Source organism: Bacillus sp. B4EP4a, assembly GCF_006680105.1.
GTDB classification, from domain to species: domain Bacteria; phylum Bacillota; class Bacilli; order Bacillales; family DSM-1321; genus Peribacillus; species Peribacillus simplex_E.
In genome coordinates this window covers 75421-100605 of the sequence record NZ_VHIK01000029.1, presented here as the reverse complement: position 1 = coordinate 100605, position 25185 = coordinate 75421, and the positions used below count along the sequence as shown (strand labels likewise).

Sequence of the window (25185 nt, the reverse complement as noted above, 5' to 3'; positions counted from 1 at the left end):
TAGATACAAAAACATGGAAGGTGAACCCATGATTTATTTTGATAATAGTGCAACAACAAAACCATATCCCGAAGTAATCGAATCATTCATGAAGGTTGCTTCGGACTATTTCGGAAACCCCTCTTCGCTTCATGGACTTGGGGTGCAATCCGAAAAACTGCTTTCCGCTGCAAGAAAGCAAATCGCTGATTTATTAAAGGTGAAGAGTTCGGAAGTATATTTCACTTCCGGGGGGACGGAAGGAAATAATCTTGCCATCAAAGGGGCCGCCCACTCTCAGGGAAATCGCGGCAAACACATAATCACGACAGCGATTGAACATCCTTCTGTAGAAGATGCATGCCAATCATTGACGAAAATGGGCTTTGAGATCACATATCTTCCCGTTAACGAATTTGGGCAAATTGATGTAATGGATCTTAAGGAAGCATTGAGGGAAGATACCATTTTGGTTTCCGTCATGCATGTTAATAATGAAGTTGGCTCGATACAGCCGATTGCTGAAATTGGCAAATTGTTAAAACAATACCCAAACGTGCTCTTTCATGTCGATAATGTACAGGGAACAGGCAAAGTTTCGTTATCATTGCGTGAAGCCAATGTGGATTTATGTACAATTTCCGGCCACAAGGTTCACGGCTTGAAGGGGACGGGCATCCTTTATGTTCGTGAAGGCGTTCGGGTCGATCCGCTTTTCCATGGTGGCAATCAAGAAACGAAAATCAGGAGCGGTACCGAAAATGTTGCGGGAATCGTCGCCCTATCGAAGGCTTTGCGTATTAGTATGAACAATCAATTGCTGTATCATGATAAGCTGCAGCAAATCAAAACTTATTTATATAAAGGCTTGAAGGAAATGGACGGGGTAATGGTTAACAGTCCTGAAAAGGGTGCACCCCATATTATGAATTTTTCCGTTCCGGGGCTTAAATCCGAGGTATTGCTGCATGCACTTGAATCGGAAGGAATTTATGTTTCGACGACCAGTGCCTGTTCTTCGAAAAAAAGAACGGTAAGCAAAACGGTGGATGCGATGTTCCATAATTCAGCCCGTTCCGAAAGCGTCATCCGAATCAGTACTACCTATAGCAATGAAATGGAAGAAGCAAAGCATGTTCTGGCGGCGATACAGAAAATAGTCGCTAATTTAGAAAAAATAATGAGGGTTGCAAAATGAAATTTGATCATATAATTATCCGCTATGGAGAAATCTCCACGAAAAAAAGAAACCGTAAAGGCTTTGTAGACAAAATGAAGGCACATATCCGCTGGAGTTTAAAAGATATAGAAGGTGTAGTGCTTACTGCCAACCGGGAGCGGATGTACGTTCTCCTGAACGGTGCGGACCATAAGCCTGTCATTGAGCGGTTGAAAGGCATTTTTGGAATTCAGTCATTAAGCCCTGCAATAAAAATAGAGCGTGATCTTGAAGTGATGAAAACGGCAGCATTGTATTATCTTAATCATACTCTTGAAGAGGTGAACACGTTCAAAATCACGACAAAACGCGCGGATAAGGATTTTCCATATAATACCGATGAAATTAACAGGGCAATTGGCGGGCATTTACTTCGAAATACAGAAGATTTAAAAGTGGATGTAAAGAACCCTGATTTGAACCTGCTAGTGGAAGTGAGACGCGAAGCCGTGTATTTGACAGGTGAAATCATCCAGGGGGCAGGCGGTCTTCCATTCGGTTCAAGCGGGAAGGCGATGCTGATGCTTTCAGGCGGGATTGATAGCCCTGTTGCGGGATTCCTTTCGATGAAACGGGGATTGGACGTGGAAGCAATCCATTTTTACAGCCCGCCGTTCACAAGCGAACGTTCACGTCAAAAGGTCATTGATTTGGCAGGCAAGCTTGCAGAAATAAGTGGAAGCATGAAAGTGCATATCGTTCCATTTACGGAAATCCAATTATTGATTCAAAAACAAATCCCGGAAAACTACTCAATGACTACAACACGGCGTTTAATGATGCGGGTCGCCGATCGAATCCGTGAAAAGGAAGAAGCCATGGCACTGATTACCGGTGAAAGCCTTGGACAGGTTGCGAGCCAGACGATGAGCAGCATGTTTGCCATCAATGAGGTGACGAATACACCGATCCTGCGTCCGCTGATTACCATGGATAAGACAGAAATCATCAAAATTGCAAGAGAGCTTGATACTTTTGAAATATCCAATCTGCCGTACGAGGATTGCTGTACGGTCTTTACGCCGGCAAGCCCAAAAACAAAACCGAAACGTGAAAAAGTCAATTACTATGAAAGCTTCGTCGACTTTGAATCCTTGATTGAAAAAGCGGTCTCCGAAACAGAAATATTAACGGTTAAACCTGGTCAGACTTTCGATAAGGAAGAAGCGATGGAAGACTTATTTTAATATCCTGTAATTACCAATAAAATTGAACGAATGAAGCCATGTGTTTTAACACACTCTATAATCACAAGGAGGTGAAAAACACATGGCAAACAACAACAGCTCAAACGAATTATTGGTACCTGGAGTGGAACAAGCTCTACAACAAATGAAATATGAAATCGCTACAGAATTCGGCGTACAACTTGGTGCCGACACAACATCTCGCGCTAACGGTTCAGTTGGTGGAGAAATCACAAAACGCCTTGTTCAAATGGCTGAACAACAATTAGGCGGAGGATTCAACAGATAATTTAATAAACATGGCTACAGAGAGCGGGTTCTAACACCCGCTCTCTTTATTTTTGTTGACAAAATTCGTGACGGCCGATTAAAGTGCGGACCATTATTTTAAACAAGACCTAGTAATACCTCATGATTTTTTACTTTTTTATATAAAATGAAAACTCACTGGATTGAAGAAATTTGCGACACTCCTGCCGAAAAACTGGCTAGCCGAGACCCCAGAGACGCTTGCTTTGATGAGGCTTGGCAGACAGTCGGCGGAAAGGGAGCGGGTTTCTGAAATCAACTGTAACGGTTTTTTTTTAGTGAAAACTGGATTTTCATCGAATTTGACTACAACCTAAAGAGAGCGGGTACTAACACCCGCTCTCTTATTTTGTTGACAAAATTCGTAGCGGCCGAATAAAGTGCGGACCATTATTTTAAACAAGACTTAGCAATACTTCATGATTTTTACTGTTTTATATAAAATGAAAACTCACTGGATTGAAGAAATTTGCGACACTCCTGCCGAAAAACTGGCTAGCCGAGACCCCACAGACGCTTGCGTCGAGGAGGCTTGGCAGACAGTCGGCGGAAAGGGAGCGGGTTTCTGAAATCAACTGTAACGGTTTTTTTAGTGAAAACTGGATTTTCATCGAATTTGACTACAGTCTAAAGAGAGGCGGGTTCTAACACCCGCTCTCTTTATTTATTTGTAAAAATAAATAGAAATATTAGAGAAGTATCTTGTATAATGAGTAGGTACTAAGAGTTCATAATTGGAGGGGAAGAATATGAAGCGTGAAGACTTATTGGCTCCGGAACATTACAACTTAGTGAGTGAAATGGAACGTTTTGCAAAAGATCCAGAAAAAGTTGCCGTCCTCTGGGAGAATGAAACCGGGGATAAAAAACAACTTACATATGAGAATTTATTAAAAAGTGCAAATAAAATCGGAAATGCCTTCAAGAAAAAAGGACTGGGTAAAGGTGATACGGTCCTTATCATAATCCCTCGTTTGGTGGAAGCTTATCAAGTGTATTTAGCCGCATTAAAAATTGGCATGATTGTCATACCTTGTTCCGAAATGCTTCGTGCGAAGGACTTGCAGTATCGAGTCAACCATGGTGATGTCAAAGGAATCATCAGTTATCATGAATATACTCATGAATTGAATGAAATAGAAGGGGCGGAAAGTCTCCTGAAATTTTCAATCGGAAAACGAATCGAAAATTGGCTGGATTTGAATGAGCTTGCCGATGAGGAATCAGATCAGCTGACTATGGCCGACACGAAGAGTGAGGATATGGCGTTCTTATCGTATACTTCCGGAACGACAGGAAATCCAAAAGGGGTCGTCCATACACATGGATGGGCTTATGCACATTTGAAAACGTCTGCAGCAAACTGGCTCGGCATCAGCGAAACGGATGTGGTTTGGGCAACTGCAGGCCCAGGGTGGCAAAAGTGGATCTGGAGTCCTTTCCTGGCGGTTCTGGGAACGGGAGCGGCCGGTCTTGCCTATCATGGGAAGTTCGAGGCGAAAAAATATCTTCAGCTGCTTCAGGACTACAAAGTGAATGCATTATGCTGCACACCGACCGAGTATCGATTGATGGCAAAGGCAGATAACCTTGATGACTATGATTTATCCCATCTTCATAGTGCTGTATCAGCGGGAGAGCCTTTAAATCAAAAAGTGTTCGAGGTCTTTAAAAACCATTTCAATATTGAAGTGCGTGATGGATATGGTCAGACCGAAAATACCCTGCTGGTAGGTGTAACGAAAGGCATGGAAATTAAATTGGGCTCCATGGGCAAACCGACTCCGGGCAACCATGTGGAAATCATTGATGATTCCGGTAAACCTTGTTCTCCTGGCATAGTGGGGGATATTGCCGTACATGTAGATACACCTGCTCTCTTTAAAGAATATTTTAAAGATCCCGAGCGGACATCGCAGCAATTCCGCGGGGACTATTATATCACCGGCGACCAAGCGAAAAAGGATGAAGATGGTTATTTCTGGTTTGAGGGTCGTTCTGATGATATCATCATCAGCTCGGGATATACGATTGGACCGTTTGAAGTTGAAGATGCACTCGTTAAGCATCCATTTGTTAAAGAGTGTGCCGTTATAGCAAGCCCTGATGAAATAAGGGGAAATGTGGTCAAGGCATATGTAGTTCTGATGGAGGACATCGATCCGAACAGCCAAGGCTTGATCCAGACGCTCCAATCGCACGTGAAAGAATTGACTGCCCCATATAAATATCCAAGGAAAATCGAATTTTTAGAAGAGCTGCCCAAAACGACATCAGGTAAAATCAAACGGGTGGATTTACGCAAAAGGGAAGAAGCACTCCTTAACAATTGATTGATAGCATTACCGTCAGCCCCCACGGCTGGCGTTTTTTTATTAACAGGTGTTTGGATAAAAGCATAAATATGGGAATTCATGATATGAGATGGTACACTTACTGCATATCTGCACAGTAACAATCATTTAATAAGGAGTGTAAAGCCGGAATGGGAACGTTATGGTTCAATGGGTCGATTTATACGATGATTAAAGAAAACGATCAAGTGGAGGCAGTCTTCACTGAAAAGGGGGTAATTGTTGATACTGGCAGCCTGGACTATTTGAAAAATGAATATGCCGGCAATATTTCCAGGGAAATCGACTTAAATGGACAAACGATGCTGCCGGGGTTGGTGGATAGTCACCTTCATTTGGTCGGGCATGGTGAAAGGCTGCTTCGTTTAGACCTCTCTTTGATGGATAGCAGGGAGTCCATCTTGAAATCCTTGAAGGAAAAGTGCTCAAAAACCCCGGTTGGAAAGTGGATTGTTGCCGAAGGGTGGAATGAAAATGAATGGCCGAGTCCTGAATTGATATTACGGGATGAGCTTGACGCGATATCGACAGAACATCCCATCGTATTGAAAAGGATCTGCCGTCATGCCTTGGTGGTCAATTCCCGCGCCCTTTTGGAAGCGGATATTAAAGAAGATATAAAAGAACCTTCAGGCGGGGTGATCTGCCGTTATCCTGACGGACGTTTGAATGGTTTATTTAAAGAAAGTCAGGCGCAGAGCCTTATTTTAGACAGTCTTCCCGGCATTGATCAAGAGTATATCGAAAACGCGCTCACAGAGGCCATAGAAGACGCATATAAGCTAGGTTTGACTGGCGGACATACAGAGGACCTCCATTATTACAATGGCTTCATGCCGACATATCAGGCGTTTAAATCGGTAATCGAGGACCGGGAAATGGCCTTTCGCGCCAATTTGCTCGTCCATCACGAAGCGTTTGAAGAAATGCTGGCAGCAGGCGGCGGCTATCAGAAAGGTACGCGATATATCAAATTCGACAGCATGAAGATATTTACCGACGGCTCCTTGGGCGGACGCACAGCCCTGTTGAGCGAGCCTTATGTAGATCAAGAGGATACGAATGGAGTAGCGATATTCACTGAAAACGAGCTTCAGGAATGGGTGAAAAAAGCAAGGGATGCCGGAATGCCGATTGCTGTCCATGCGATTGGCGATCTCGCTTTTGAATACGTCTTGAATGCAATAGAAGCCCTCCCCCCGAAAAAGGGGCAGAGGGACCGGCTCATCCATGCGCAGATTGTCCGGCCGGAGCTGTTGGAGCGGGCGGCAAAGCTGCCGGTAATCTTTGATATCCAACCGGGTTTCGTCCCGTCCGATTTCCCGTGGGTGGAAGAAAAGGTTCCAGCCGATCTATTGGAATCCTCCTATGCCTGGAAAACCTATTTGAAGTTGGGCATCATTTGTGCGGGAGGGTCGGATGCACCCATTGAACCATTAAATCCAATTTTGGGCATTCATGCAGCTGTCACAAGGATGAAAATCAACAGTGAGGACCGGACCGTATATGGCTTGGGCGAAAGGCTTTCCGTATACGAGGCTTTCGCACTGTATACAAAAGGGAGTGCTGCAGCAATCGGCCAGGAAAAACGTCGCGGTGTGATCATTGAAGGGTACGATGCCGATTTTACCGTGTTTAATCTGGATGTTTTTGCTGTTGCGCCGGAGGATCTCCTAAAAGCTGAGGCGGTCATGACGGTCATCGATGACAAAATCATGTATGATAAAAAATAACAGTTGCAAAAAAAGAAATGCGAATACAAGATTGTTAGATGGAATTAGATAAAGGAATGTAAATGGAAAGAAGGCTTGTTATGAAAGTGGATGAACAAAAAGAAGGGGCGATCTATGCAGCCCTTTCTTACATGATGTGGGGAGTCGTGCCGATTTACTGGAAGTTCCTTCAGGGAGTCGGTGCAACAGAAATTTTAGCTCAGAGGGTATTATGGTCTTTCGTGTTCATGCTGGTTTTATTGATGTTCATGAAAAAATGGCAAGCGTTTCTTGTTTATGTTAAAAACATATTGGGAAATCCCAAACTCTTTGCTGCATTACTAACGGCGTCACTGCTTGTTACAGCTAATTGGGGAGTGTTCATCTGGGCCGTTAACTCAGGACGGATCCTCGACACGAGCCTTGGATATTATATCAATCCGCTAGTCAGTGTACTATTGGGAGTGATAGTCTTAAAAGAAAAATTGAGCAGGGCCCAAATCATTTCATTCCTGCTTGCAGGAATCGGAGTCTTGATCCTTGGCATTCATTTTGGCACGATCCCGTGGATCTCTCTTGTTTTGGCCATGACGTTCGGATTATACGGTCTGGCAAAAAAAATGATCAAGGCCGAATCGGCGATCGGGCTGACGCTCGAAACGATGATGGTAACGCCTCTTGCCCTGGGTTACCTGATATACTTGATGAACAGGTCAGAAATGCAATTCTTTACAGAGGGAAGCACAAGCCTGCTGTTGGTGGGCGGCGGGATTGTCACGGCATTGCCTCTTTTATATTTTGCGAAAGGGGCGGAGAAGATCCCGTTATCGATGCTTGGCATTTTTCAGTATATCGCTCCGACCTTATCTTTATTGATCGGGGTATTCGTCTATCATGAAAGTTTTACTAAAGCACATCTTTTAGCCTTTTTGTTCATATGGTCAGCCTTGGCTGTTTATACATTATCCATAACGAAATGGGGTCAGGCAAGTGCCCGCAGGTTCAAAGGCAAAGGGAATATTGGTGCGTGAATAACAAAAAATGCTTGGGAGATTTCTCCCCAAGCATTTTTTGAAATGCCAGTTTTAATGAAGCGGTTTTACGGCATAAGTGAAATGCCAGGGTCATGAAAGGTAAATATTCGAGCCTATTTCAGAAACAATACAATTGGAAAGGCTGACAGGACTGTGATCAGGCTTTGCACGGGGGATATTTAGTTGGAATTGACTATAGAAGGAACTATCCAGGAAAATGATATGATCTGTCAGGAATGCTGATATGGTGGCGAATGGCTTTCTATTGCTATTTAATTCAGTGATGATTCCCTGTGCACTGGTAATCCCGATCCCGTGGCCATAAAAGAGGTTATTTCCTAATAATATGGCATTTTCACCTTGCCATTCAGGAGTTGACTCGTCGTGTTCAGGGTTTTTGAAGTAAACACAATCACCTGGTGAATAATCCCTTCCTTTATGAATGATGAGAGCCATATTTTGTGGAGGGTGCCAATCATATAAAACTAGGTTTGAAAAAAGGTCGTCGAAATTCCTCGGGCCGATTAAATCCAAAATGGCCTTTAAAAAAGTGATGACTATTGCTGTCCCGCATTCGAATGCATAAAGCCTTCCATTTATGAAAATGTCAACGATTGCAGCATGAGGGAGAATCCCTGGCTGAAGGGTAAAGGTGCCATCCTTTGAAAGGCGCCAATATTGTTTATTGCTTTCCGATTCCTCAAGTGTGGAAAATTCTACATTACTTTTATCCAACGCAATAGCTGCCGCAATGACTCGGTTCCTCAGTTGTATCTCGAAATTAAACTCTCCAAATTTCCGATATTCAAAGACGTTAGAATCTTCCGCCAGCAAATGGACAATTTCAAGCGATTTAGCAGATGCTATTCCTGGTTGGATTTGACTGACATCTAACCATTTGTGATTAATCTTTATCATGATCATATCCACCTTTTACTTATGAAATTAACGGTTTATAAAACCGGTAAACAAAAATGTCTACATGTAATGCTCATTATATGAATGCAAGCTTTGAATTGACTATTTGGAACGTGTCAGTCAGCGTTGCAGCCGAGAATGATTGGAATGAAAAGAGGCAGAATTTTATTGCTTTCATTCCAAAAGATGTTTTGCTAGATATCCTAGAGTGCAAGGAATACCTTTCCAATTAGCGAGAAGAAGCAAATTAGTATTCCTTTTTCCCCATGAATTGATATAATGAGAGAGAAAAGTTCATATGTGCGAGAAATGTAGGGGGGCCAGTATGCTGGCTGAGATTGCATCCTTTAGATGCTGACTCTTTGAACCTGATCTGGATGATGCCAGCGGAGGGAACATATTATTACTGATTTTCTGTTTTGTATGTTAACGTCCGAATTCATCTTCGGGCGTTTTTTGCTTTTTTATCCAGTATTTGAATAAACCCTGGAGCCCCATTATGGTTCCGGCATATGGAACTTATATGATGTGTAGGAGGATAATGACTTGAATAAATTCTTGCCACTGTTAACTTCGTTGTTCCTTTTGGCTGGATGCGGTGCAGGCGGAACTAATGAAAAAGAAGAAGCATCTAAAAATGAAGGAAATGAAAAATTAAAAAAAGTATCGGTCGTGCTCGATTGGACACCGAATACAAACCATACAGGATTGTATGTAGCCAAGGAAAAAGGTTATTTTAAAGAACAAGGTCTTGATGTGGAAATTATCATGCCAGGTGAAGCCGGAGCTGATAAGCTTGTCGCTTCAGGGAAATCTGAATTTGGCGTGAGTTACCAGGAGGGCATAACGCAGGCCCGCGTGCAGGGCGTGCCGATTGTTTCGGTAGCTGCCGTCATTCAGCATAATACCTCGGGATTCGCTTCCCCTGAGGCAAAGAACATTAAAACTCCCAAGGATTTTGAAGGGAAAACGTATGGCGGCTGGGGGTCTCCGGTTGAAAAGGCCATCATTGATTCACTCATGAAAAAAGAAAATGCGGATGTAAATAAAGTGGATATAGTCAATACAGGAGACACGGATTTTTTCACTTCGGTTAAAAGGGATATAGATTTTGCCTGGATTTATTATGGATGGACAGGCATTGAGGCTGAATTGCGAAATGAAAAGCTTAATATGGTTTACTTAACCGAATACTCTGATAAGCTTGATTACTATACGCCTGTATTAACTACGAATGAAAAGATGATAAAAGAAGATCCGGAGACTGTTAAAGCATTCGTTCAAGCAGCTTCGAAAGGGTACCAGTTTGCGATTAAGAATCCTGACGATGCAGCGGACATATTAATTAAGTCTGCACCGGATCTTGATGCAAAACTAGTGAAGAAAAGCCAGGAGTGGCTTGCAGACAAGTATCAGGATGATGCTCCGCGATGGGGTGAACAAAAGCTTGAAATTTGGAAGAATTACAGTGAATGGATGACTGAAAATAAGCTTCTTGAAGGTGATTTCGATCCTGAAAAGGCATTTACCAATGAATTTTTACCAAAATAGGAGGAAATACAATGGCCAACTCATTAATTAGTATACAGATTATTCCTAAAGGGGAAAATGTCATCCCTATGGTCGATGAAGCAATCAAGATCATTGAAGAATCAGGTGTCAAGTATGAGGTTCACCCGCTAGAAACGACAATGGAGGGTGAGCTTTCCGAACTTTTTGCCGTGATAGAAAAAATGAATGTAAGAATGGTTGAAATAGGATCGCCGAATGTCATTTCCCAAGTGAAAATATTATATCAGCCAAGCGGGATTACGATGGATACGTTAACGGAGAAATATCGCGCATGATCGGAAGGGGAATTTGGAAGAAGGGGGCTCCCTTCTTTCTTTTATTATTGTTGCTGATAGTATGGGAGTCAGTGACAGTCTTATTGAAAGTCGAAGAATGGCTGCTTCCCGCTCCATCGGCCATTTTCATTGAAGGAATTGAGTCGTCCCGCAATCTTTACGGACACCTTATATCCACAACCGAGCTTGCGTTGTCGGGTTTTTTTATTGGAAGCTGCATCGGCTTATTGATCGCGGCAATTTTACACCTATTTCCCGGTGTGAAGGACGCGGTTTATCCTCTGCTCATACTATCACAAAATATACCCATCATTGTTTTGGCGCCGCTCTTGGTGATCTGGTTTGGCTTTGGCATGCTGCCTAAGTTAATAGTGATTTCGCTTGTATGTTTTTTTCCGGTGGCGGTTGCATCATTGGACGGTTTTCGCCAGACACCATACGAACTTAAGCATTATTTCAAGATGATGGGAGCGGGAAAAAACCAGTTATTTTGGAAGCTGGAACTTCCTCACTCGATTCCGTTCATTTTCTCCGGCCTGAAAATTTCAGCCACCTATAGTGTAATGGGTGCAGTTATTTCGGAATGGCTTGGAGCAAAATCGGGGATTGGTGTTTATATGACTCTCGCTTCCTCTGCGTTCAGGACAGATCGGGTGTTTGTTGCCATTTTCATCATCATGGGAATGAGCCTGATCTTTTTTGGAATCATCACCATCCTGGAGAAATACTTAGTTTCTTGGAAGAGAAAGGAGGGCGAAAAGGATGAAGCTGGAAATTAAAGACGTCTCCTATTCTTTCGATGATAAACAGAATATATTGGAGAAGATGAATTTCCATGTGGATGAAGGAGAATTTGTCACGATCCTTGGGCCATCAGGCAGCGGTAAAAGTACATTGTTCCACTTGATCGGCGGCATTTTGAAGCCGGATCATGGCATCATTTCACTGGATGGTAAAAAGATAAATGGCTTAAAGGGCCATATCAGCTATATGCCTCAGCAGCCTTCCCTTTTACCTTGGAGGACGGTATTGGAAAATGTTTTGCTTGGAAGTGAACTTGCTGGGGTCAGAGATAAAGAAAAGGCAAAAGCCCTTTTGATGAAAGCTGGATTAGAAGAGTACGAGAAAGCATATCCGCATGAATTATCTGGTGGCATGAAGCAAAGGGCCGCATTCATCCGGAGTATCTTAAGTCCACAGGACTTGATGTGCTTGGACGAACCCTTTTCTGCCTTGGATGAACTGACAAGATTGCAAATGCAAAAATGGCTGTTGTCGGTTTGGGAAGAAAATCGGAGGTCGGTGCTTTTTGTTACGCATAGCATAGATGAAGCGGTTTTCCTTTCAGATAGGATTTATGTGTTATCAGCAAAACCGGCTGCTGTCATCAAAGAAGTGGAAATTCCATTTCCAAGGCCAAGAAGTGAAGAACAGCTTCTTAGTGATGAGTTTTTTCATTTGAAGAGAGACTTATATGCAGCACTGAAACCAACTTTTTCTACTTAAGGGAGGCGATTAAACTTGAGGATCATCGACAGTCATATCCATTTGGACCGGTATGATGTTGTTAAGCGGAAGCAGATTCTGACTGACATGGAAAAGGTTCATATGGAATCCTTGCTGTCTGTTTCCATGAATTTGGCCTCTTCGATTAACAATTATCAGCTCTCACTGAAGGATTCACGAATAAAGCCTGCCTTTGGTTTTCATCCAGAGCAGCCCCTCCCAAGCGATGAAGAAGTGAACGAACTTTTGAACTGGATGCGGGAACATCGTCAAGATATGGTTGCCATAGGTGAGGTTGGGCTGCCCTATTACTTAAGGCAGGAAAATCCCGATATTGATAACTCAGCGTATATAGTGATACTGGAGAGGTTCCTGACCTTAGCTAAAGAGGTTGAAAAGCCGGTTATCCTTCATGCCGTACATGACGATGCACCCATCGTTTGCGACCTTTTGGATAAGCATCAAATCACAAAGGCACACTTTCATTGGTTTAAAGGCGATATCCGGACAGTCGAAAGAATGGCCGAAAAGGGCTACCGTATTTCGATTACACCTGATGTTTGTTATGAGAGGGAAATACAGGAATTAGTTTTTGCATACCCACTTAAGCTGATGATGATTGAAACGGATGGACCATGGCCGTTTGAAGGGGTTTTCAATGGGAAATGGACCCATCCCGGCTTGATGCATGAGAGTGTGCGTCAGATTGCTTCGATTAAAGGATTGCCGATTGAGGATGTCTATGAAATCCTTTATCAAAATACGAAAGATTTTTATCATATATAAAGGTACCGGTTACCATACCCGGTACCTTTTTTAGTTCAAAGAAAGGTTCTTTTAACCTTTTCCCAAAAGGAATTGTCTTTTAGCTTAACGGTCTTGATGACTTTACCGCTTAACCGGACCTTTACCTTTTCGACATGATTGATGCTTAGTGCTTCATTGTCCATTCCGATGATCGGATAGCTTGGTCCGTTTTCTTCAAGGTGGACGGTCAACGTCTTATCACCGCTTAAAATAAATGAGGAACCTAGGGTCCGATAGGTATTATTATTGACGGAAGCAAGTTCACTCACTTGAAAGCAAGGGAGGAGAGGATCGACAACGGCCCCATTGACCGATTTATTATAGGCGGTGCTTCCAGTCGGAGTCGCAATGATGATCCCGTCCCCGCGAAAAGTTTCAAAATGGAGTTGATCAATGAAAATATCCATAATGAACGTTTTGGTGATGGAAGACCGGATACTGAGTTCATTAAGGGCATAAAAGGAGGGCTGATCGTCCAATTGGATAGCGATAGTTGGATATTTACGTACCTCGATTTGCTCTTTTGTCATGGCATCGATCATTTTATCACTGTCTTCCAAGTGGAAATCGCAATACATATTCAAGTTACCTGTGGTGGAAATGCCCGCATATAAACAGTCATCCCTGAATCCGGTTTTACGGGCTGCCTGCAGGAATGTGCCGTCATCACCGATGCTTACGATGATGTTTGCTTTCGTGAAATCCTGGATGACTTCATACGAATGTTGCTTCGCCAAGTCTGACAAGTATTCCACCTTGCTGATCATCTCTGCATTCGGTGCATGGAAAAAATAAATATTCCTTCGAGTGTTCATCATGTTCCCCCCTAGTATGTATGGTGATGAAAGGGCTTTCTTTTCTTTCAAGAAGGGAAAGCCGCCAGTACAAAATGAAGCTGCACATTTCGTACACTTTTATATGACATAGTTTATCATGGAATGAAGCATTTTTGTTATTCGTTTGAGGAAGCAGTATCGAAGAAAGAATGATTAACTGGATAGCGAAGCAGTTCCTTTTAGGAAGTGAAAAGCGAATGATGGTATAATTAATTCTCAATAAGGGCTCTTTCAATCCCTGTCATACAATGGGTATATGATTAAATGGTGAATAGGGTTCGGATATATAAGAAAGTAGGTTATGTGTATGAAAGTACATATCATTGCCCCGTATGAATCAATGATTCCAATAATTAAAGCGTGCGTGCCTCTTTATCCAGATTTAGGAATAGGGTATTCCATAGGAGACTTGGAAAAGGGTGTGGAACTTGCGAAATTGGAAGAGGAAAACGGAGCGGATGCTATAATCAGCAGGGGAGGAACGGCCAAGTTAATTAAGAAATCCGTCAATATCCCAGTGATCGACATGCACCTTTCCGGTTATGATATGATTCGTTCCCTGACATTAGCCAGTGAGCTTAAAGATAAAACGGCGATCGTGGGATTTTCAAATATAACATCAGGTGCCCAATCGATAATCGACTTATTGGACCTTCCTTTACAGGTTTATACGGTCCGTGAGTCAAAAGATGTTGCTCCTCTCATTTTGACTTTGAAAAACGAGGGTTATAAACAGATCGTTGGTGATGTGATTACAATCAATACAACCATCTCTTATGGTATGAAAGGATTCCTCATTCAATCGGGAAAGGAATCAATCATAAGGGCAATCAATGATGCGAAGGAAATGATCACCTATCTTCAATACAAAAGCGACATCAATAGGATGTTTGAAAGGCTTTTAGTCAAAGAAGTCCAAAATATCGTCATTTTAAATAGTGATAATCAAATCGTCTATGAGCATTTAACCGATTTTGACTCCAATCCATTGACTGATGATCAATTTAGAAGCATGAATGGAGAAGTGAACGTAAGTAAGCAGCTGCATACCAGTTTTTCACACGATGGCAGCAGTATAGAGGTAGACGGCTTTTGGCATGATGGTTTGTACTCGTCATATGGGGTTTATGTATTAGATGCCAGTCCAATGAAACGATTCGATCAAAAAGGTGTACAGATCAAGGCAGCTTCTATCTCAGAACCGATTGCCTTGGATACCGTTCTGATCAAAAATGTAACAGCACTCTATAAGAACCATGAAATCATTCACTTAAAAGGAAATCGAGGGACGGGTAAAGAGTTTCTTGTCAATCATATACATAATGAACAAACAAAAAATGGAAAGCTCCTTACAATTGATTTCAAAGAATTCAAGGAAGCTGATCTTAACAAGCTGCCTCTTGAGCATATCCGCACCATAACTATGAAGAATATCGATTGTCTGCAGGATTATGAACCATTAAGAGAATTTCTAAGCACTTGCTGCAGAAAAAGTCTATCGATATTCATTGTAGCAAATGTTCAAATCAACGAAGCCATTGCTGGAAATTTTGCAATAAATACGATTCATATGCAGGATTTATCGCAACGTAAGAGCGATATAGGAAACTTAACGAAATTCTTCTTATCCTATTATCATCAGAAGTACGGAACAACGGCGATGAATATAAAAAGTGATGCCCTTGCACTTCTGGAAGAGTATTCGTATCCTAACAACATTGACGATTTAAAACAATTAATTAAGCAAATAGCCTTGAATGAACAAGAGTATGTGATACGAAAGGAAACGATCGAGAAAATAATAGCGGATAATAACATTCCGACTGATATCTTCGTTTCACAAAAAGCGACGCTAAAAGAAATGGAAAAGTATATCATTCAGCGAGTTCTTAAAGAGGAAAATTATAATCAAACGAAAACTGCCGAACGATTGGGTATCAACCGGGCAACATTATGGCGCAAACTTAAAGAATGACTTTAAGTTTGCTTTTTTTTTGATTAAAGTGTTGCATTTTTAAACTATTTTTATTAAAAATAGTTTTATATTTTAATAAGTGTTGCTTTTATTAACATCATATTCTAATATAAAGTTTGTAAGCGCTTTAATAATAAAACAAAGGGGTTTTTATTATGAGAATTAAAGCAACGCTTGATCGTATCCCAGGGGGGATGATGGTTGTTCCGCTATTGCTGGCAGCCACTATCAATACATTATTTCCTAGTCTATTAAGGATTGGCGGTTTTACGGAAGCACTGTTCGTGAACAGTTCAAGTGCTTTGATAGCATTATTCCTATTAATTGCCGGAACGCAAATCAATCTTCGTACAGCAGGAACTTCGGTAAAAAAGGGCGTTACACTTTTAACATATAAATGGGTGTTAGGAGCGCTGGTCGGGCTACTAGGATTCTGGCTGGCCGATAGTAACGGATTATTTTTAGGAATGGCACCATTGGCAATTATTGCAGCCATGACAAATTCCAATGGCGGGCTTTATATTGCATTAGCCGGTCAGTATGGGAAGGAAGAAGACAAGGCCGCCTACCCATTTCTCGCTTTAAGTGACGGTCCATTCTTAACAATGGTAGCGCTTGCTATTTTCGGGACAATGGGCTTCGCTGATGGCATGTTCTCTCCAACTTCGTTCATAGCCGTATTGCTTCCGCTGCTAGTCGGGGTGGTATTGGGGAATTTAGATTCCGAGATGAAAGATTTCCTTTCTAAAGGAAGCGATAAGCTTGTTCCGTTCTTTGCCTTTTCATTAGGTATGGGGATTAATTTCACAGCGATAATCCAAGGAGGATTAAGTGGGGTATTACTTGGTGTGATTACAGTTCTCCTAACTGGTGGAGGAGGGTATCTGATCTTTAAATGGATAGGATGGAACCCTATTGTCGGTGCTTCCGAAGGTTCCACTGCGGGTAATGCTGTCGGGACCCCGGTAGCTATCGTGGCAGCAAATGCCTCATTCGGAATCCATGCTGAGCTTGCTACTGTTCAAATTGCAGCAAGTGTCGTGACAACAGCTATCCTTCTCCCGATATTCATCGGCTTCCTATCCAAGCACTTGGATAAGAAGGGTGGAGTGGCTAAATACAATAATTAGGCTAGCCCATGTTTTGGAGGGGATTGAAAATGAAATTAGCGATCATCGCGGATGATTTAACGGGTGCCAATGATAGCGGTGTCCAATTAGCTCGACATGGTCTTAAAACGACCGTACTATTTGGATTGGATGAAGAAAATGTACGAAATTATGATGCCGTCGTATTTGATACAGACAGCCGCTCACTGGAGAGGCAAGATGCTTACGATAAAGTCAAGGCAGCAGCAGATTTTTTAAAGCAGGCTGGCTTCTCAACGATCTTCAAAAAGCTGGATTCGACAATGCGCGGAAATATCGGTGCTGAAATGGATGCCATGTATGATGCTATAAAACCGGATTTAGTCATGATTGCTCCAGGGTATCCCAAAAATGGAAGATCCATTCTGGATTCTACCCATTATTTAAATGGCATCCCTCTTGGTGAAACAGAGATTTCCAAGGATCCAAAAACGCCTGTGACCCAATCATATCTGCCAGAGTTGATTGGTTCCCAGACATCACATCGAATTGGTACAATTACAGTGGGAGATTTGGAAAAAGGCAAAAACCATGTGAACAATAAGTTAAAAGGGTTTATAGACGATTCGATAACGTATATCATCATCGATGCAACCGAAGAGCAGCATTTGAAAGACATATTGAATTATACAAAGGAAATGGATCTTGAATTGGCCTGGGCGGGATCGGCAGGAATCGCCAATTACCTGCCTGACCATTACTCCATTCCACAAAAGGAAAATCGATTGACGATCCCTAATTCTAGCTCGCCGGTCCTTACGGTGATCGGAAGTGTAAATAAGAATTCAAGGAAACAATTGAAAAAAATGTTGGAACAGATACAGGTACATGCAATATCATTCGAGTCCCATAAAGCTGTAGGGGACGACCGGGAAAGAACAGAGGAAATCAGGAGAGTCTATCATGAGGCCATCCAAATGGCAGCAGAAGGGCAGGATGTCGTCATTTATTCCACTGCAGAAAAAGCGGATATTGAAATGGCTTGGAAAACGGGCGAATCAAAAGGCCTTACTCATACTCAGGTCAGCAACGAGATTGTGAAAGCGATTGGCACAGTATGTTCTGTCCTGTTAGAGAAACAATATTTTAAAGGTGTGACAATGACCGGCGGCGATACAGCCAAGCAAATATGCAATCTATGGGATGTAAAAGGTTTCGAATTGCTTGATGAACTGGAAATAGGAGTCCCTATCTCCAAATTCTTGGGTAATGACGCTATTTATGTCGTCACGAAAGCTGGAGGATTTGGTTCAGAGGACGTATTTATCCATGCGTTGAATAAGTTGAAAGGGGAGAATGCTTGATGAGACCCATTATCGGAATTACTATGGGAGATGCGGCGGGAATTGGCCCGGAAATTATCGTAAAAGCATTGGCTCACGTTGAGGTGTATCAACAGTGCAGGCCGCTTATTATCGGAGATGCGAAAATAATAGAAAAGGTAAAGCCTATCGTAGGCTTTGAGGGGATGGTGCATGCCATTAAAGATCCTGCAGAGGCGAAGTATGAGTTCGGTTCGATAGATGTTCTTGATTTGGACATCCTGCCTTTGGACCTTCCGTTTGGAGAGGTTTCTGCTCTAGCGGGAGACGGCGCCTTTAAATTTTTGGCAAAGTCCATCGACTTGGCAAAGGAGAAGAAAATTCATTCAATCTGTACGGCCCCTTTGAATAAAGAAGCGCTCCACAAAGGTGGTCATATGTACCCTGGTCATACAGAGATTCTTGCTGATCTTACAGGTACAGATGACTTTTCGATGATGCTGACCACTCCCAATTTAAAGGTCATCCATTTGACGACTCATATGGGGCTGATCGAAGCTATCGAAAGCATTAATCCTGAGCGGACGTACAGAGTGATTAAGCTTGCACATGAAACGCTGACAAAGGCGGGCTTTCAAAACCCAAGCATCGCTGTTTGTGGTATAAACCCCCATGCAGGGGAAAATGGCTTATTTGGAAATGGTGAAGAAGAAGAGAAATTAATGCCTGGAATAGAACGGGCACAGGGTGAGGGAATCAATGTAAGCGGGCCGCTTCCTGCAGATACATTGTTCTTCAGGGCTGGCCGTGGAGATTTTGATATTGTCATTGCCTGTTATCATGATCAGGGACATGCCCCGATCAAGGTCATGGGAATTGAGGCTGGAGTCAATATTACCGTAGGGCTCAAGGGCGGCATAGTCCGAACTTCCGTAGATCATGGGACAGCATTTGATATTGCCGGGAAGAATATCGCTGATGAAAAAAGCATGCTTGCGGCCATTCAGTCAGCAATTGAATTAGCTCCAAAGCAATAAATATAGAAGCTGCCGGGATGAATCCCGGCAGCTTTTTAGTTTGGCTGATTTTCCGTTTAAAGCATGGACTGCTCCGGCTCGAAATTAGAAACTTGAGGAAATTTTTTTATTTGCATGTATATCATCATCCCTCTTTTGTATAAATAGGAAAGAAAGGAATATGCAAATTGTGCAAAATGCACCAATGCATTTCCAATTAGAGGATTATTTGCTACAATTTTATATGTCTTAGTTTATCATGGAATGAAACATTTTCGTCATTAGTTCGTATGGTAAGAAGGATACATATATCTTAAGGGGGAAAACAGATGAATGGAAAGCGTTGGGCGGCACTTGGAATCGCAGCCGTTTTATTTTTTGTCTCTATTGCTGTAGGGGCGGCTACGACTCTATTTACAGCGGATACGGAAAATATCATTGATGAATTATTTGCTTCCGAAAGTGCATTTTACGAGGAAGTCATAGAAGGTGATGATTACTCAAATGTTATTGCCGTATTTGATGTAGAGGGCACGATTCAAGATACAGGAGAAGCCTCATTACTTAGTTCAGCAACATATAATCACCGTGCCTTCATGGATAAGCTGAAGATGGCAGAGGAAAATGATGATATCAAAGGAATCATCCTTCGGGTGAATTCTCCAGGCGGCGGTGTCGTCGAAAGTGCAGAGATCTATGACAAGATCCTTGATATCAAGAAAGTGAAAAAACCTGTCTATGTTTCCATGGGGTCAATGGCGGCTTCCGGTGGATATTATATTTCTGCACCAGCTGATAAGATATACGCCAGCCCAGAAACGATGACGGGTTCACTTGGCGTCATCATGCATGGGTATAATTACGAGAAGCTGGCCAAGAAATATGGTGTCGAGTTCGAAACCATCAAAAGCGGACCACACAAGGATATTATGAGCCCGACCAGGGAGATGACTGGGGAAGAACGTGAAATACTGCAAAATATGATTAATAATTCTTATGATCAATTTGTAAAAGTAATTGCAGACGGACGCGGTATGACAGAGAAGGAAGTAAGGGAAATTGCCGATGGACGCATTTATGATGGGCGTCAGGCTAAAGAAAACCATCTAATCGATGATTTCGGCCATTTGGATGATGTAATTGCTGCAATGAAAACGGATATCGGTGAAAAGGATGCTCAAGTTATCCGTTATACAGATGAGGCAGGTTTTGGTTCATTATTCAGTATGGGTGCGCAAAAAATGTTGGGAAATGATGTGGAAACGGCAGTCTTGACAAAAATCCTTTCCTCTTCAAATTCTCCACGCTTAATGTATTTGTATGCGGAATAGGGGGGCTGAAGGATGACGGAACGAAATGAAAACAATGAACAAATCGCTTCATCCAATCTAATGGCAGATCAAGAGGTTCCCGTTCAGCAGGAATTTACACCAGCCAATAAGACCGTGGATGATGACGGAGTCAAGAAAGTGCATTTTGCAGGTTTTTGGATGAGGTTTTGGGCCTATCTAGCCGATCTATTGGTTATCGGAAGTTTGAACCGGATTTTGATTCATCCGATCTTCAAGTTTTATGAAGGGACAGATGATCTCTGGTTTTCCGCAGAGGGCTTCTTAACGGGGGTCGTATTCTTCTTATACTTTGTTTTGATGACCAAATTCTTGAACCAAACCCTTGGCAAGATGATTTTTGGACTGAAAGTCGTGGCATTGAAGGAAGAGAAAAAAACCATTTCATGGGGTACGATATTGTTCAGGGAGCTAATTGGCCGCTATATTTCAAAAGTCACTTGGATTGGCTATCTCTTGGCAGGCCTATTACCGAAGAAACAGGCTTTGCATGATGTCTTTGCAGACACGGGCGTTGTGTTGATCAGAAGATGATTTCTTCGCTTCATAAATCTGTAAGAGCGTGATTTTCGCTTTTGCAGGTTTATTTTTTTTTGCATATGCCGATAATGATAGGCTGAAGGGGTGTGGGTGCATGAAGTGGCTTTTGTTGATTATGGGTATCCTCATTTTGGTGCTGCTAATTGTTGTTTTCACTAAAGTAAGAGTGTCGATCGACTACAAACGTGTCCAAACGAATGACCTAATACATATTAAATTATCAGCTTGGTATGGGCTTTTTCACTATACATTCAAGGTTCCAGTCATCAAAATGGATGATGACTCGGCAGCTGTAGTAGTAAAGGAAGAGCAAGAAATGAACGGAAAAACCGAAAAGGAAGAAATGAAAAAATACACGGCCGAAGATTTGCGTGACGGATTCGCAGACAGTCTGGAGATGCTTCAGCATATAATCGGATTTCATAGGATCGTCCGTCAATTCACAGGTAAAGTCCAAGTCAAAAAATTCACCTGGCATAGTATGGTCGGTACTAAAAACGCTGCACACACCGGTGTTTTAACTGGAGCATGCTGGGCACTTAAAGGTTCAATCATCGGGTTGCTGACAACCTATTTCAACTTCCGGATCATGCCCTCCTATTCCATTACACCCGACTTTCAGAGATGGCAGGCAAACACGTCGATTTCCTGCATATTACAATTTAGAATCGGGCAAGCTATGGTGACTGGAATAAAACTGCTTCGTTATAGGAAAGGCGGAAAGCCGCATTTCAAGTCGAGGAAATTAGCGAAGCTATCAGATGATTCCAATAAACAATCGTTCTAGAGGGAGGAATTTAAATGTCAGATCATCCGATCCAAGGTTTAATGAAAGAAGCTATGGAAAATCTGAAAGAAATGGTTGATGTGAACACGATCATCGGGGATCCGGTGGAGACTCCGGATGGAAGTGTCATTTTAACCGTATCCAAAGTGGGATTTGGTTTTGCAGCCGGTGGCAGCGAATTTATGATGGATGGGAACCATCAAGGACAGCAAGGTGGTTCCAAGCAGCCTTTTGGCGGCGGTAGCGGCGGTGGGGTTTCCATAACACCAATTGCCTTTTTGATTGTCGGTTCCCATGGGGTGAAAATGATTCATCTGGATGAAGGGACACATCTTCTCGAAAAAATGATGGATTTAGCTCCTCAAGTCGTCGATAAAATTCAGTCCATGCTATCCAAGAAAGACAGTAATCAAAAGCAAGGCAGTAATCAAGGCGGCAGTCAACCAGCTGTAAAGAGGTATCAAGAACCTAAACAGGATATAGATTTCTAACTGTGACTCGGCACCCGCCGAGTTTTCTTTTTGCTGCAGTATTCCATCAACATAAAAAGCATGTATGTAATGTACAAGCATCATTCACATTTCCCAATTCAATTTATTGCAAAATTCCGGTAAAACAAATATGATTATGCTTGTACATATAGCAGAAAAGGGAGGAATTATTAATGGCTTCAGTTACATTTAAAAACAACCCGATCACTTTAGTGGGACAAGAACTAAAAGTTGGGGACAAAGCACCTGATTTTACAGTATTGGCTAATGACTTATCACCGGTTACATTAAGCGACTCCAAAGGTTTTGTCCGCATTATCAGCGTGGTTCCATCCGTGGATACAGGTGTATGTGATGCACAGACACGTAAATTCAATGAAGAAGCGGCAAAATTGGATAATGTGAAAGTACTGACGATCAGTAACGATCTTCCTTTCGCGCAAAAACGCTGGTGTGCTGCAAGCGGCTTGGACAATGTTCAAGTTCTTTCCGATCACCGTGACCTTTCATTCGGTGAAGCATATGGTGTCGTCATGCAGGAACTTCGTCTATTGGCCCGCTCTGTATTCGTAGTGAACAGCTCTGATGAAATCACATATGTAGAATATGTGAGTGAAGGTACTAACCATCCAAATTACGAAGGTGCAATCGAAGCGGCTAAAGCGGCAAAATAAGATGCAATCCTAAGAAACCGGGCGCTATGTGCCCGGTTTTTTGTTTTAACTTTTAACGGATGTTATTCTTGCCTGATTTTCAATGGAGCTGTGTATATTAAACTTTGAGTGCCGACCAATACAGTTCGTTTCTAATACACTGTTTTTATCATTATATGCTTGATTTAGTTATGGCTCCAAACTCGGACCATTCAGTGGTAAAACAATTTTGCCAGACCACTCTTGACCATTAGGTGTACCAACTTTTATGTCAATTTCATTAGGCCACGACGGCATTTGTCTTTGATGAGGTCCTGGAATAAACCCCGCTTGTTGCCCTGCTCGAAATCCTTCTCGATACCCTTGTCGATACCCTTGGCGAAATCCTTGTCGAAATCCTTGTTGAAACCCTTGTTGTTGCCTGTTAAGTTCATCTGCTGACTGTATACCATGTTGTTGCCTGTTAAATTCATCTGTTGACTGTGTATCATGTTGCTGATTTATCGGATTAACCTGCCCATGATAGTATTGATATTGATTATCCATAATAATCACCACCTCATGTATGGTATTCTGTTTGGGCATTCATTGAGCCTTTCCAAGTAATAAAAAATCAGGGCAGCAACCCTGTATTTCAGTTTGTAGACAAAAGGGCTTCGGAAAACGTAACTGTGATCAAATGATGTTCCCGAACCAACTGACCCAAAGCAATATCTTCAACTCCTTGGGTATGGTTTATATCTAAATTTTATAACAAAGATGATTGGAGAGGAAGGTGCGAGACTCCTGCGGGAAAAGCGCGTCTAGGGAGACCCCGCAGGCGCAAGCCGAGGAGGCTCCCAGACCGCCCGCGGAAAGCGAGTGCCTGGAGCGGAAATCAACTTCCAAATTTCACACCCTGTATTTAATTTACCTCTTAATTACTCGTGGTTGAAATTTTGAAAAAAGGAGTGCGCGCGAGATTCCATATATTTAACTTTCAAATCGAAAAACAGTATGTTAAACATACGAAGAATGATAAGCAGGACGTACGGCTTGTATCTCTTTCTTCTTACCTATAAAATAGGGACAGAAGCAAACAGGAGGAATTAATAAGTGAAGTCTACCCCAGTTGAACAATTATTTTATGAATTTGATGAAACAGCCCAAATATTGCAAAGTGAACTTTCATGTACGTATCTGGATGCCCTGGGTGAAACGGGCGAGAATTTCTTCCAAGGGAAAGTCCTGCAGGAGGAAATCAGTGAAGTATCGAAGAAAAGGTTAGTGAAGCATTATGCAGATTTTTCACCGGAGAAATATGAGAAGGAAGCAATCCGTAAAGCGTATCAGCTTGCTATTTTAAAAGGCATGCAGCAGAGCGTTCAGCCGAATCATCATATGACCCCTGATGCAGTCGGCATGTTCGTCAGCTATTTAGTCGGTAAATTCACCAAGAATCAAAAAGAGATAGTCATGCTCGATCCTGCCATTGGAACGGGGAATTTACTATTTGCGATCTTGAATCAACTTACTGATAAAAACATCGCTTCATATGGTGTCGAGATTGATGAAACCTTGATCAGGCTTGCATACGCAGGTGCCAACCTGCAAGAACACCCGCTGGAATTTTTCAACCAGGACAGCTTGGAGCCGCTTTTCATCGATCCTTCAGATGTTGTGGTCAGTGATTTGCCGATAGGTTATTACCCGAATGATGTGCGTGCAGCTGAGTATGAATTGAAGGCCGATAAGGGACATTCGTATGCACACCATTTGTTTATTGAACAAGGTGTTAAACACGCGAAGGATGGCGGACACCTATTCTTCATTGTCCCGAATAACCTGTTCGTCTCGGAGGAAGCTCCGAAACTCAATGATTTCCTGAAGAAGCATACACATATCCAAGGGATGGTGCAACTGCCGCTTTCCATGTTTAAGAGTGAAGCGGCTGCGAAAAGCATCCTGATCCTCCAAAAGAAAAAAGAGGGTATCGAAGCACCGAAGAAGGCATTGCTCGTACAACTTCCGAAGTTGTCGGATTTCGAAGCGACCAGGTCTGTCATGCAACAGATGGACGATTGGTTTAAAGAGGAAAAATAGTCAATGAAAGCTGATGCCGCAGGCATTGGCTTTCTTTTTTTTTGAAAGAGTGATTATTTGCAATTTTTCATTATTATTTGGTTGAATCCGCTTGCCATGATAAGATTGTACAATACACTGCACGGTTCGTTGGGATGAACATTGGAGGAACTAGCTTAGAGTAAAGGAGCAGGA

The 25185-nt window shown here is 42.3% G+C and carries 24 protein-coding genes and 1 riboswitch; of the genes, 21 read left to right on the top strand and 3 right to left on the bottom strand.

Going from position 1 to position 25185, the window contains the following annotated elements; all coding sequences use genetic code 11:
• The first annotated feature begins 28 nt into the window (after positions 1 to 28).
• The 6 genes from FNK51_RS15615 to rarD all read left to right on the top strand — a co-directional run bounded on the left by FNK51_RS15615 (position 29) and on the right by rarD (position 7791).
• Positions 29 to 1177, top strand: coding sequence for a cysteine desulfurase family protein (locus FNK51_RS15615; RefSeq protein ID WP_141993926.1), 1149 nt, complete (start codon positions 29 to 31; stop codon positions 1175 to 1177).
• Complete coding sequence (gene thiI, locus FNK51_RS15610) at positions 1174 to 2385, top strand: tRNA uracil 4-sulfurtransferase ThiI (RefSeq protein ID WP_098369944.1); 1212 nt, start codon at positions 1174 to 1176, stop codon at positions 2383 to 2385. The genes FNK51_RS15615 and thiI overlap by 4 nt, the downstream gene beginning before the upstream one ends.
• A gap of 82 nt (positions 2386 to 2467) precedes the next feature.
• Positions 2468 to 2674, top strand: a complete 207-nt coding sequence (locus tag FNK51_RS15605) for an alpha/beta-type small acid-soluble spore protein (protein WP_034309203.1) — start codon at positions 2468 to 2470, stop codon at positions 2672 to 2674.
• 769 nt (positions 2675 to 3443) lie between these two features.
• Complete coding sequence (gene mbcS / locus FNK51_RS15600) at positions 3444 to 5027, top strand: acyl-CoA synthetase MbcS (protein WP_141993925.1); 1584 nt, start codon at positions 3444 to 3446, stop codon at positions 5025 to 5027.
• A gap of 152 nt (positions 5028 to 5179) precedes the next feature.
• Positions 5180 to 6781 (top strand): amidohydrolase, encoded by a 1602-nt coding sequence (locus tag FNK51_RS15595; RefSeq protein ID WP_141993924.1) that lies wholly within the window; start codon positions 5180 to 5182, stop codon positions 6779 to 6781.
• An 80-nt stretch (positions 6782 to 6861) separates the two neighbouring features.
• A complete protein-coding gene (gene rarD / locus FNK51_RS15590; RefSeq protein WP_098369947.1) occupies positions 6862 to 7791 on the top strand; it encodes an EamA family transporter RarD in 930 nt (309 codons plus the stop codon).
• A 93-nt stretch (positions 7792 to 7884) separates the two neighbouring features.
• On the opposite strand, the gene FNK51_RS15585 is transcribed toward rarD, so the two are convergent.
• Positions 7885 to 8712, bottom strand: a complete 828-nt coding sequence (locus tag FNK51_RS15585; RefSeq protein WP_220126991.1) for a protein-glutamine gamma-glutamyltransferase — start codon at positions 8710 to 8712, stop codon at positions 7885 to 7887.
• Between the two features lie 303 nt (positions 8713 to 9015).
• Positions 9016 to 9124: riboswitch (TPP riboswitch) on the top strand.
• A gap of 134 nt (positions 9125 to 9258) precedes the next feature.
• On the opposite strand from FNK51_RS15585, the gene FNK51_RS15580 reads away from it, so the two are divergent.
• Genes FNK51_RS15580 through FNK51_RS15560 form a run of 5 tightly spaced genes read left to right on the top strand, consistent with a single transcriptional unit; the run spans position 9259 to position 12851 of the window.
• Entirely contained in the window at positions 9259 to 10263 is a 1005-nt protein-coding gene (locus FNK51_RS15580) for an ABC transporter substrate-binding protein (RefSeq protein ID WP_141993923.1), read from the top strand.
• A gap of 11 nt (positions 10264 to 10274) precedes the next feature.
• Positions 10275 to 10559, top strand: a complete 285-nt coding sequence (locus tag FNK51_RS15575) for a thiamine-binding protein (RefSeq protein ID WP_141993922.1) — start codon at positions 10275 to 10277, stop codon at positions 10557 to 10559.
• Positions 10556 to 11338: an ABC transporter permease gene (locus tag FNK51_RS15570; protein ID WP_098369949.1), complete on the top strand. Its 783-nt coding sequence runs from the start codon at positions 10556 to 10558 to the stop codon at positions 11336 to 11338. Before FNK51_RS15575 ends, FNK51_RS15570 begins: the two co-directional genes overlap by 4 nt.
• On the top strand, positions 11322 to 12065 hold the full coding sequence (locus tag FNK51_RS15565; protein WP_141993921.1) for an ABC transporter ATP-binding protein: 744 nt from the start codon (positions 11322 to 11324) through the stop codon (positions 12063 to 12065). The genes FNK51_RS15570 and FNK51_RS15565 overlap by 17 nt, the downstream gene beginning before the upstream one ends.
• 15 nt (positions 12066 to 12080) lie before the next feature.
• Positions 12081 to 12851 carry a TatD family hydrolase gene (locus FNK51_RS15560; protein ID WP_141993920.1) on the top strand — a complete coding sequence of 257 codons (771 nt, stop codon included), beginning with the start codon at positions 12081 to 12083 and terminating at the stop codon, positions 12849 to 12851.
• Positions 12852 to 12886: 35 nt separating this feature from the next.
• Here FNK51_RS15560 and FNK51_RS15555 read toward each other — a convergent pair whose 3' ends face one another.
• Complete coding sequence (locus FNK51_RS15555; protein ID WP_141993919.1) at positions 12887 to 13687, bottom strand: NAD kinase; 801 nt, start codon at positions 13685 to 13687, stop codon at positions 12887 to 12889.
• Positions 13688 to 14015: 328 nt separating this feature from the next.
• On the opposite strand from FNK51_RS15555, the gene FNK51_RS15550 reads away from it, so the two are divergent.
• The 9 genes from FNK51_RS15550 to tpx all read left to right on the top strand — a co-directional run bounded on the left by FNK51_RS15550 (position 14016) and on the right by tpx (position 22950).
• Positions 14016 to 15683: a sigma-54-dependent Fis family transcriptional regulator gene (locus FNK51_RS15550; protein ID WP_181762272.1), complete on the top strand. Its 1668-nt coding sequence runs from the start codon at positions 14016 to 14018 to the stop codon at positions 15681 to 15683.
• A gap of 155 nt (positions 15684 to 15838) precedes the next feature.
• Positions 15839 to 16813 (top strand): 2-keto-3-deoxygluconate permease, encoded by a 975-nt coding sequence (locus FNK51_RS15545; RefSeq protein ID WP_063232702.1) that lies wholly within the window; start codon positions 15839 to 15841, stop codon positions 16811 to 16813.
• Between the two features lie 29 nt (positions 16814 to 16842).
• Positions 16843 to 18135: a four-carbon acid sugar kinase family protein gene (locus tag FNK51_RS15540; protein WP_141993917.1), complete on the top strand. Its 1293-nt coding sequence runs from the start codon at positions 16843 to 16845 to the stop codon at positions 18133 to 18135.
• Positions 18135 to 19130, top strand: coding sequence for a 4-hydroxythreonine-4-phosphate dehydrogenase PdxA (pdxA, locus tag FNK51_RS15535; protein WP_141993916.1), 996 nt, complete (start codon positions 18135 to 18137; stop codon positions 19128 to 19130). The genes FNK51_RS15540 and pdxA overlap by 1 nt, the downstream gene beginning before the upstream one ends.
• A 308-nt stretch (positions 19131 to 19438) precedes the next feature.
• Entirely contained in the window at positions 19439 to 20440 is a 1002-nt protein-coding gene (sppA, locus tag FNK51_RS15530) for a signal peptide peptidase SppA (RefSeq protein ID WP_098369956.1), read from the top strand.
• 12 nt (positions 20441 to 20452) lie between these two features.
• Positions 20453 to 20992, top strand: coding sequence for an RDD family protein (locus tag FNK51_RS15525; protein ID WP_260399618.1), 540 nt, complete (start codon positions 20453 to 20455; stop codon positions 20990 to 20992).
• A 100-nt stretch (positions 20993 to 21092) separates the two neighbouring features.
• Complete coding sequence (locus tag FNK51_RS15520; RefSeq protein ID WP_141993915.1) at positions 21093 to 21785, top strand: DUF2953 domain-containing protein; 693 nt, start codon at positions 21093 to 21095, stop codon at positions 21783 to 21785.
• Between the two features lie 14 nt (positions 21786 to 21799).
• Positions 21800 to 22276: a GerW family sporulation protein gene (gene ytfJ / locus FNK51_RS15515; RefSeq protein ID WP_098369959.1), complete on the top strand. Its 477-nt coding sequence runs from the start codon at positions 21800 to 21802 to the stop codon at positions 22274 to 22276.
• A 173-nt stretch (positions 22277 to 22449) separates the two neighbouring features.
• Complete coding sequence (gene tpx, locus FNK51_RS15510) at positions 22450 to 22950, top strand: thiol peroxidase (protein WP_141993914.1); 501 nt, start codon at positions 22450 to 22452, stop codon at positions 22948 to 22950.
• Positions 22951 to 23118: 168 nt separating this feature from the next.
• Here tpx and FNK51_RS15505 read toward each other — a convergent pair whose 3' ends face one another.
• The gene (locus tag FNK51_RS15505) at positions 23119 to 23475 is read right to left on the bottom strand and encodes a hypothetical protein (protein ID WP_141993913.1); all 357 of its coding nucleotides are present in this window, start codon (positions 23473 to 23475) and stop codon (positions 23119 to 23121) included.
• A gap of 549 nt (positions 23476 to 24024) precedes the next feature.
• On the opposite strand from FNK51_RS15505, the gene FNK51_RS15500 reads away from it, so the two are divergent.
• Positions 24025 to 25011: a class I SAM-dependent methyltransferase gene (locus FNK51_RS15500; RefSeq protein WP_098369961.1), complete on the top strand. Its 987-nt coding sequence runs from the start codon at positions 24025 to 24027 to the stop codon at positions 25009 to 25011.
• The last annotated feature ends 174 nt before the right edge of the window (positions 25012 to 25185 follow it).

What these genes read in the sequence shown, in the direction of transcription:
- tpx (WP_141993914.1), top strand. Translation starts at nt 22,450, where the DNA reads ATGGCTTCAGTTACATTTAAAAACAACCCGATCACTTTAGTGGGACAA.
- FNK51_RS15545 (WP_063232702.1), top strand. Translation starts at nt 15,839, where the DNA reads ATGAGAATTAAAGCAACGCTTGATCGTATCCCAGGGGGGATGATGGTT.
- FNK51_RS15605 (WP_034309203.1), top strand. Translation starts at nt 2,468, where the DNA reads ATGGCAAACAACAACAGCTCAAACGAATTATTGGTACCTGGAGTGGAA.
- pdxA (WP_141993916.1), top strand. Translation starts at nt 18,135, where the DNA reads ATGAGACCCATTATCGGAATTACTATGGGAGATGCGGCGGGAATTGGC.
- FNK51_RS15575 (WP_141993922.1), top strand. Translation starts at nt 10,275, where the DNA reads ATGGCCAACTCATTAATTAGTATACAGATTATTCCTAAAGGGGAAAAT.
- FNK51_RS15565 (WP_141993921.1), top strand. Translation starts at nt 11,322, where the DNA reads ATGAAGCTGGAAATTAAAGACGTCTCCTATTCTTTCGATGATAAACAG.
- FNK51_RS15570 (WP_098369949.1), top strand. Translation starts at nt 10,556, where the DNA reads ATGATCGGAAGGGGAATTTGGAAGAAGGGGGCTCCCTTCTTTCTTTTA.
- FNK51_RS15525 (WP_260399618.1), top strand. Translation starts at nt 20,453, where the DNA reads ATGACGGAACGAAATGAAAACAATGAACAAATCGCTTCATCCAATCTA.
- FNK51_RS15595 (WP_141993924.1), top strand. Translation starts at nt 5,180, where the DNA reads ATGGGAACGTTATGGTTCAATGGGTCGATTTATACGATGATTAAAGAA.
- mbcS (WP_141993925.1), top strand. Translation starts at nt 3,444, where the DNA reads ATGAAGCGTGAAGACTTATTGGCTCCGGAACATTACAACTTAGTGAGT.
- FNK51_RS15550 (WP_181762272.1), top strand. Translation starts at nt 14,016, where the DNA reads ATGAAAGTACATATCATTGCCCCGTATGAATCAATGATTCCAATAATT.
- FNK51_RS15520 (WP_141993915.1), top strand. Translation starts at nt 21,093, where the DNA reads ATGAAGTGGCTTTTGTTGATTATGGGTATCCTCATTTTGGTGCTGCTA.
- FNK51_RS15615 (WP_141993926.1), top strand. Translation starts at nt 29, where the DNA reads ATGATTTATTTTGATAATAGTGCAACAACAAAACCATATCCCGAAGTA.
- FNK51_RS15505 (WP_141993913.1), bottom strand. Translation starts at nt 23,475, where the DNA reads ATGGATAATCAATATCAATACTATCATGGGCAGGTTAATCCGATAAAT.
- FNK51_RS15555 (WP_141993919.1), bottom strand. Translation starts at nt 13,687, where the DNA reads ATGAACACTCGAAGGAATATTTATTTTTTCCATGCACCGAATGCAGAG.
- thiI (WP_098369944.1), top strand. Translation starts at nt 1,174, where the DNA reads ATGAAATTTGATCATATAATTATCCGCTATGGAGAAATCTCCACGAAA.
- sppA (WP_098369956.1), top strand. Translation starts at nt 19,439, where the DNA reads ATGAATGGAAAGCGTTGGGCGGCACTTGGAATCGCAGCCGTTTTATTT.
- rarD (WP_098369947.1), top strand. Translation starts at nt 6,862, where the DNA reads ATGAAAGTGGATGAACAAAAAGAAGGGGCGATCTATGCAGCCCTTTCT.
- FNK51_RS15585 (WP_220126991.1), bottom strand. Translation starts at nt 8,712, where the DNA reads ATGATAAAGATTAATCACAAATGGTTAGATGTCAGTCAAATCCAACCA.
- FNK51_RS15540 (WP_141993917.1), top strand. Translation starts at nt 16,843, where the DNA reads ATGAAATTAGCGATCATCGCGGATGATTTAACGGGTGCCAATGATAGC.
- ytfJ (WP_098369959.1), top strand. Translation starts at nt 21,800, where the DNA reads ATGTCAGATCATCCGATCCAAGGTTTAATGAAAGAAGCTATGGAAAAT.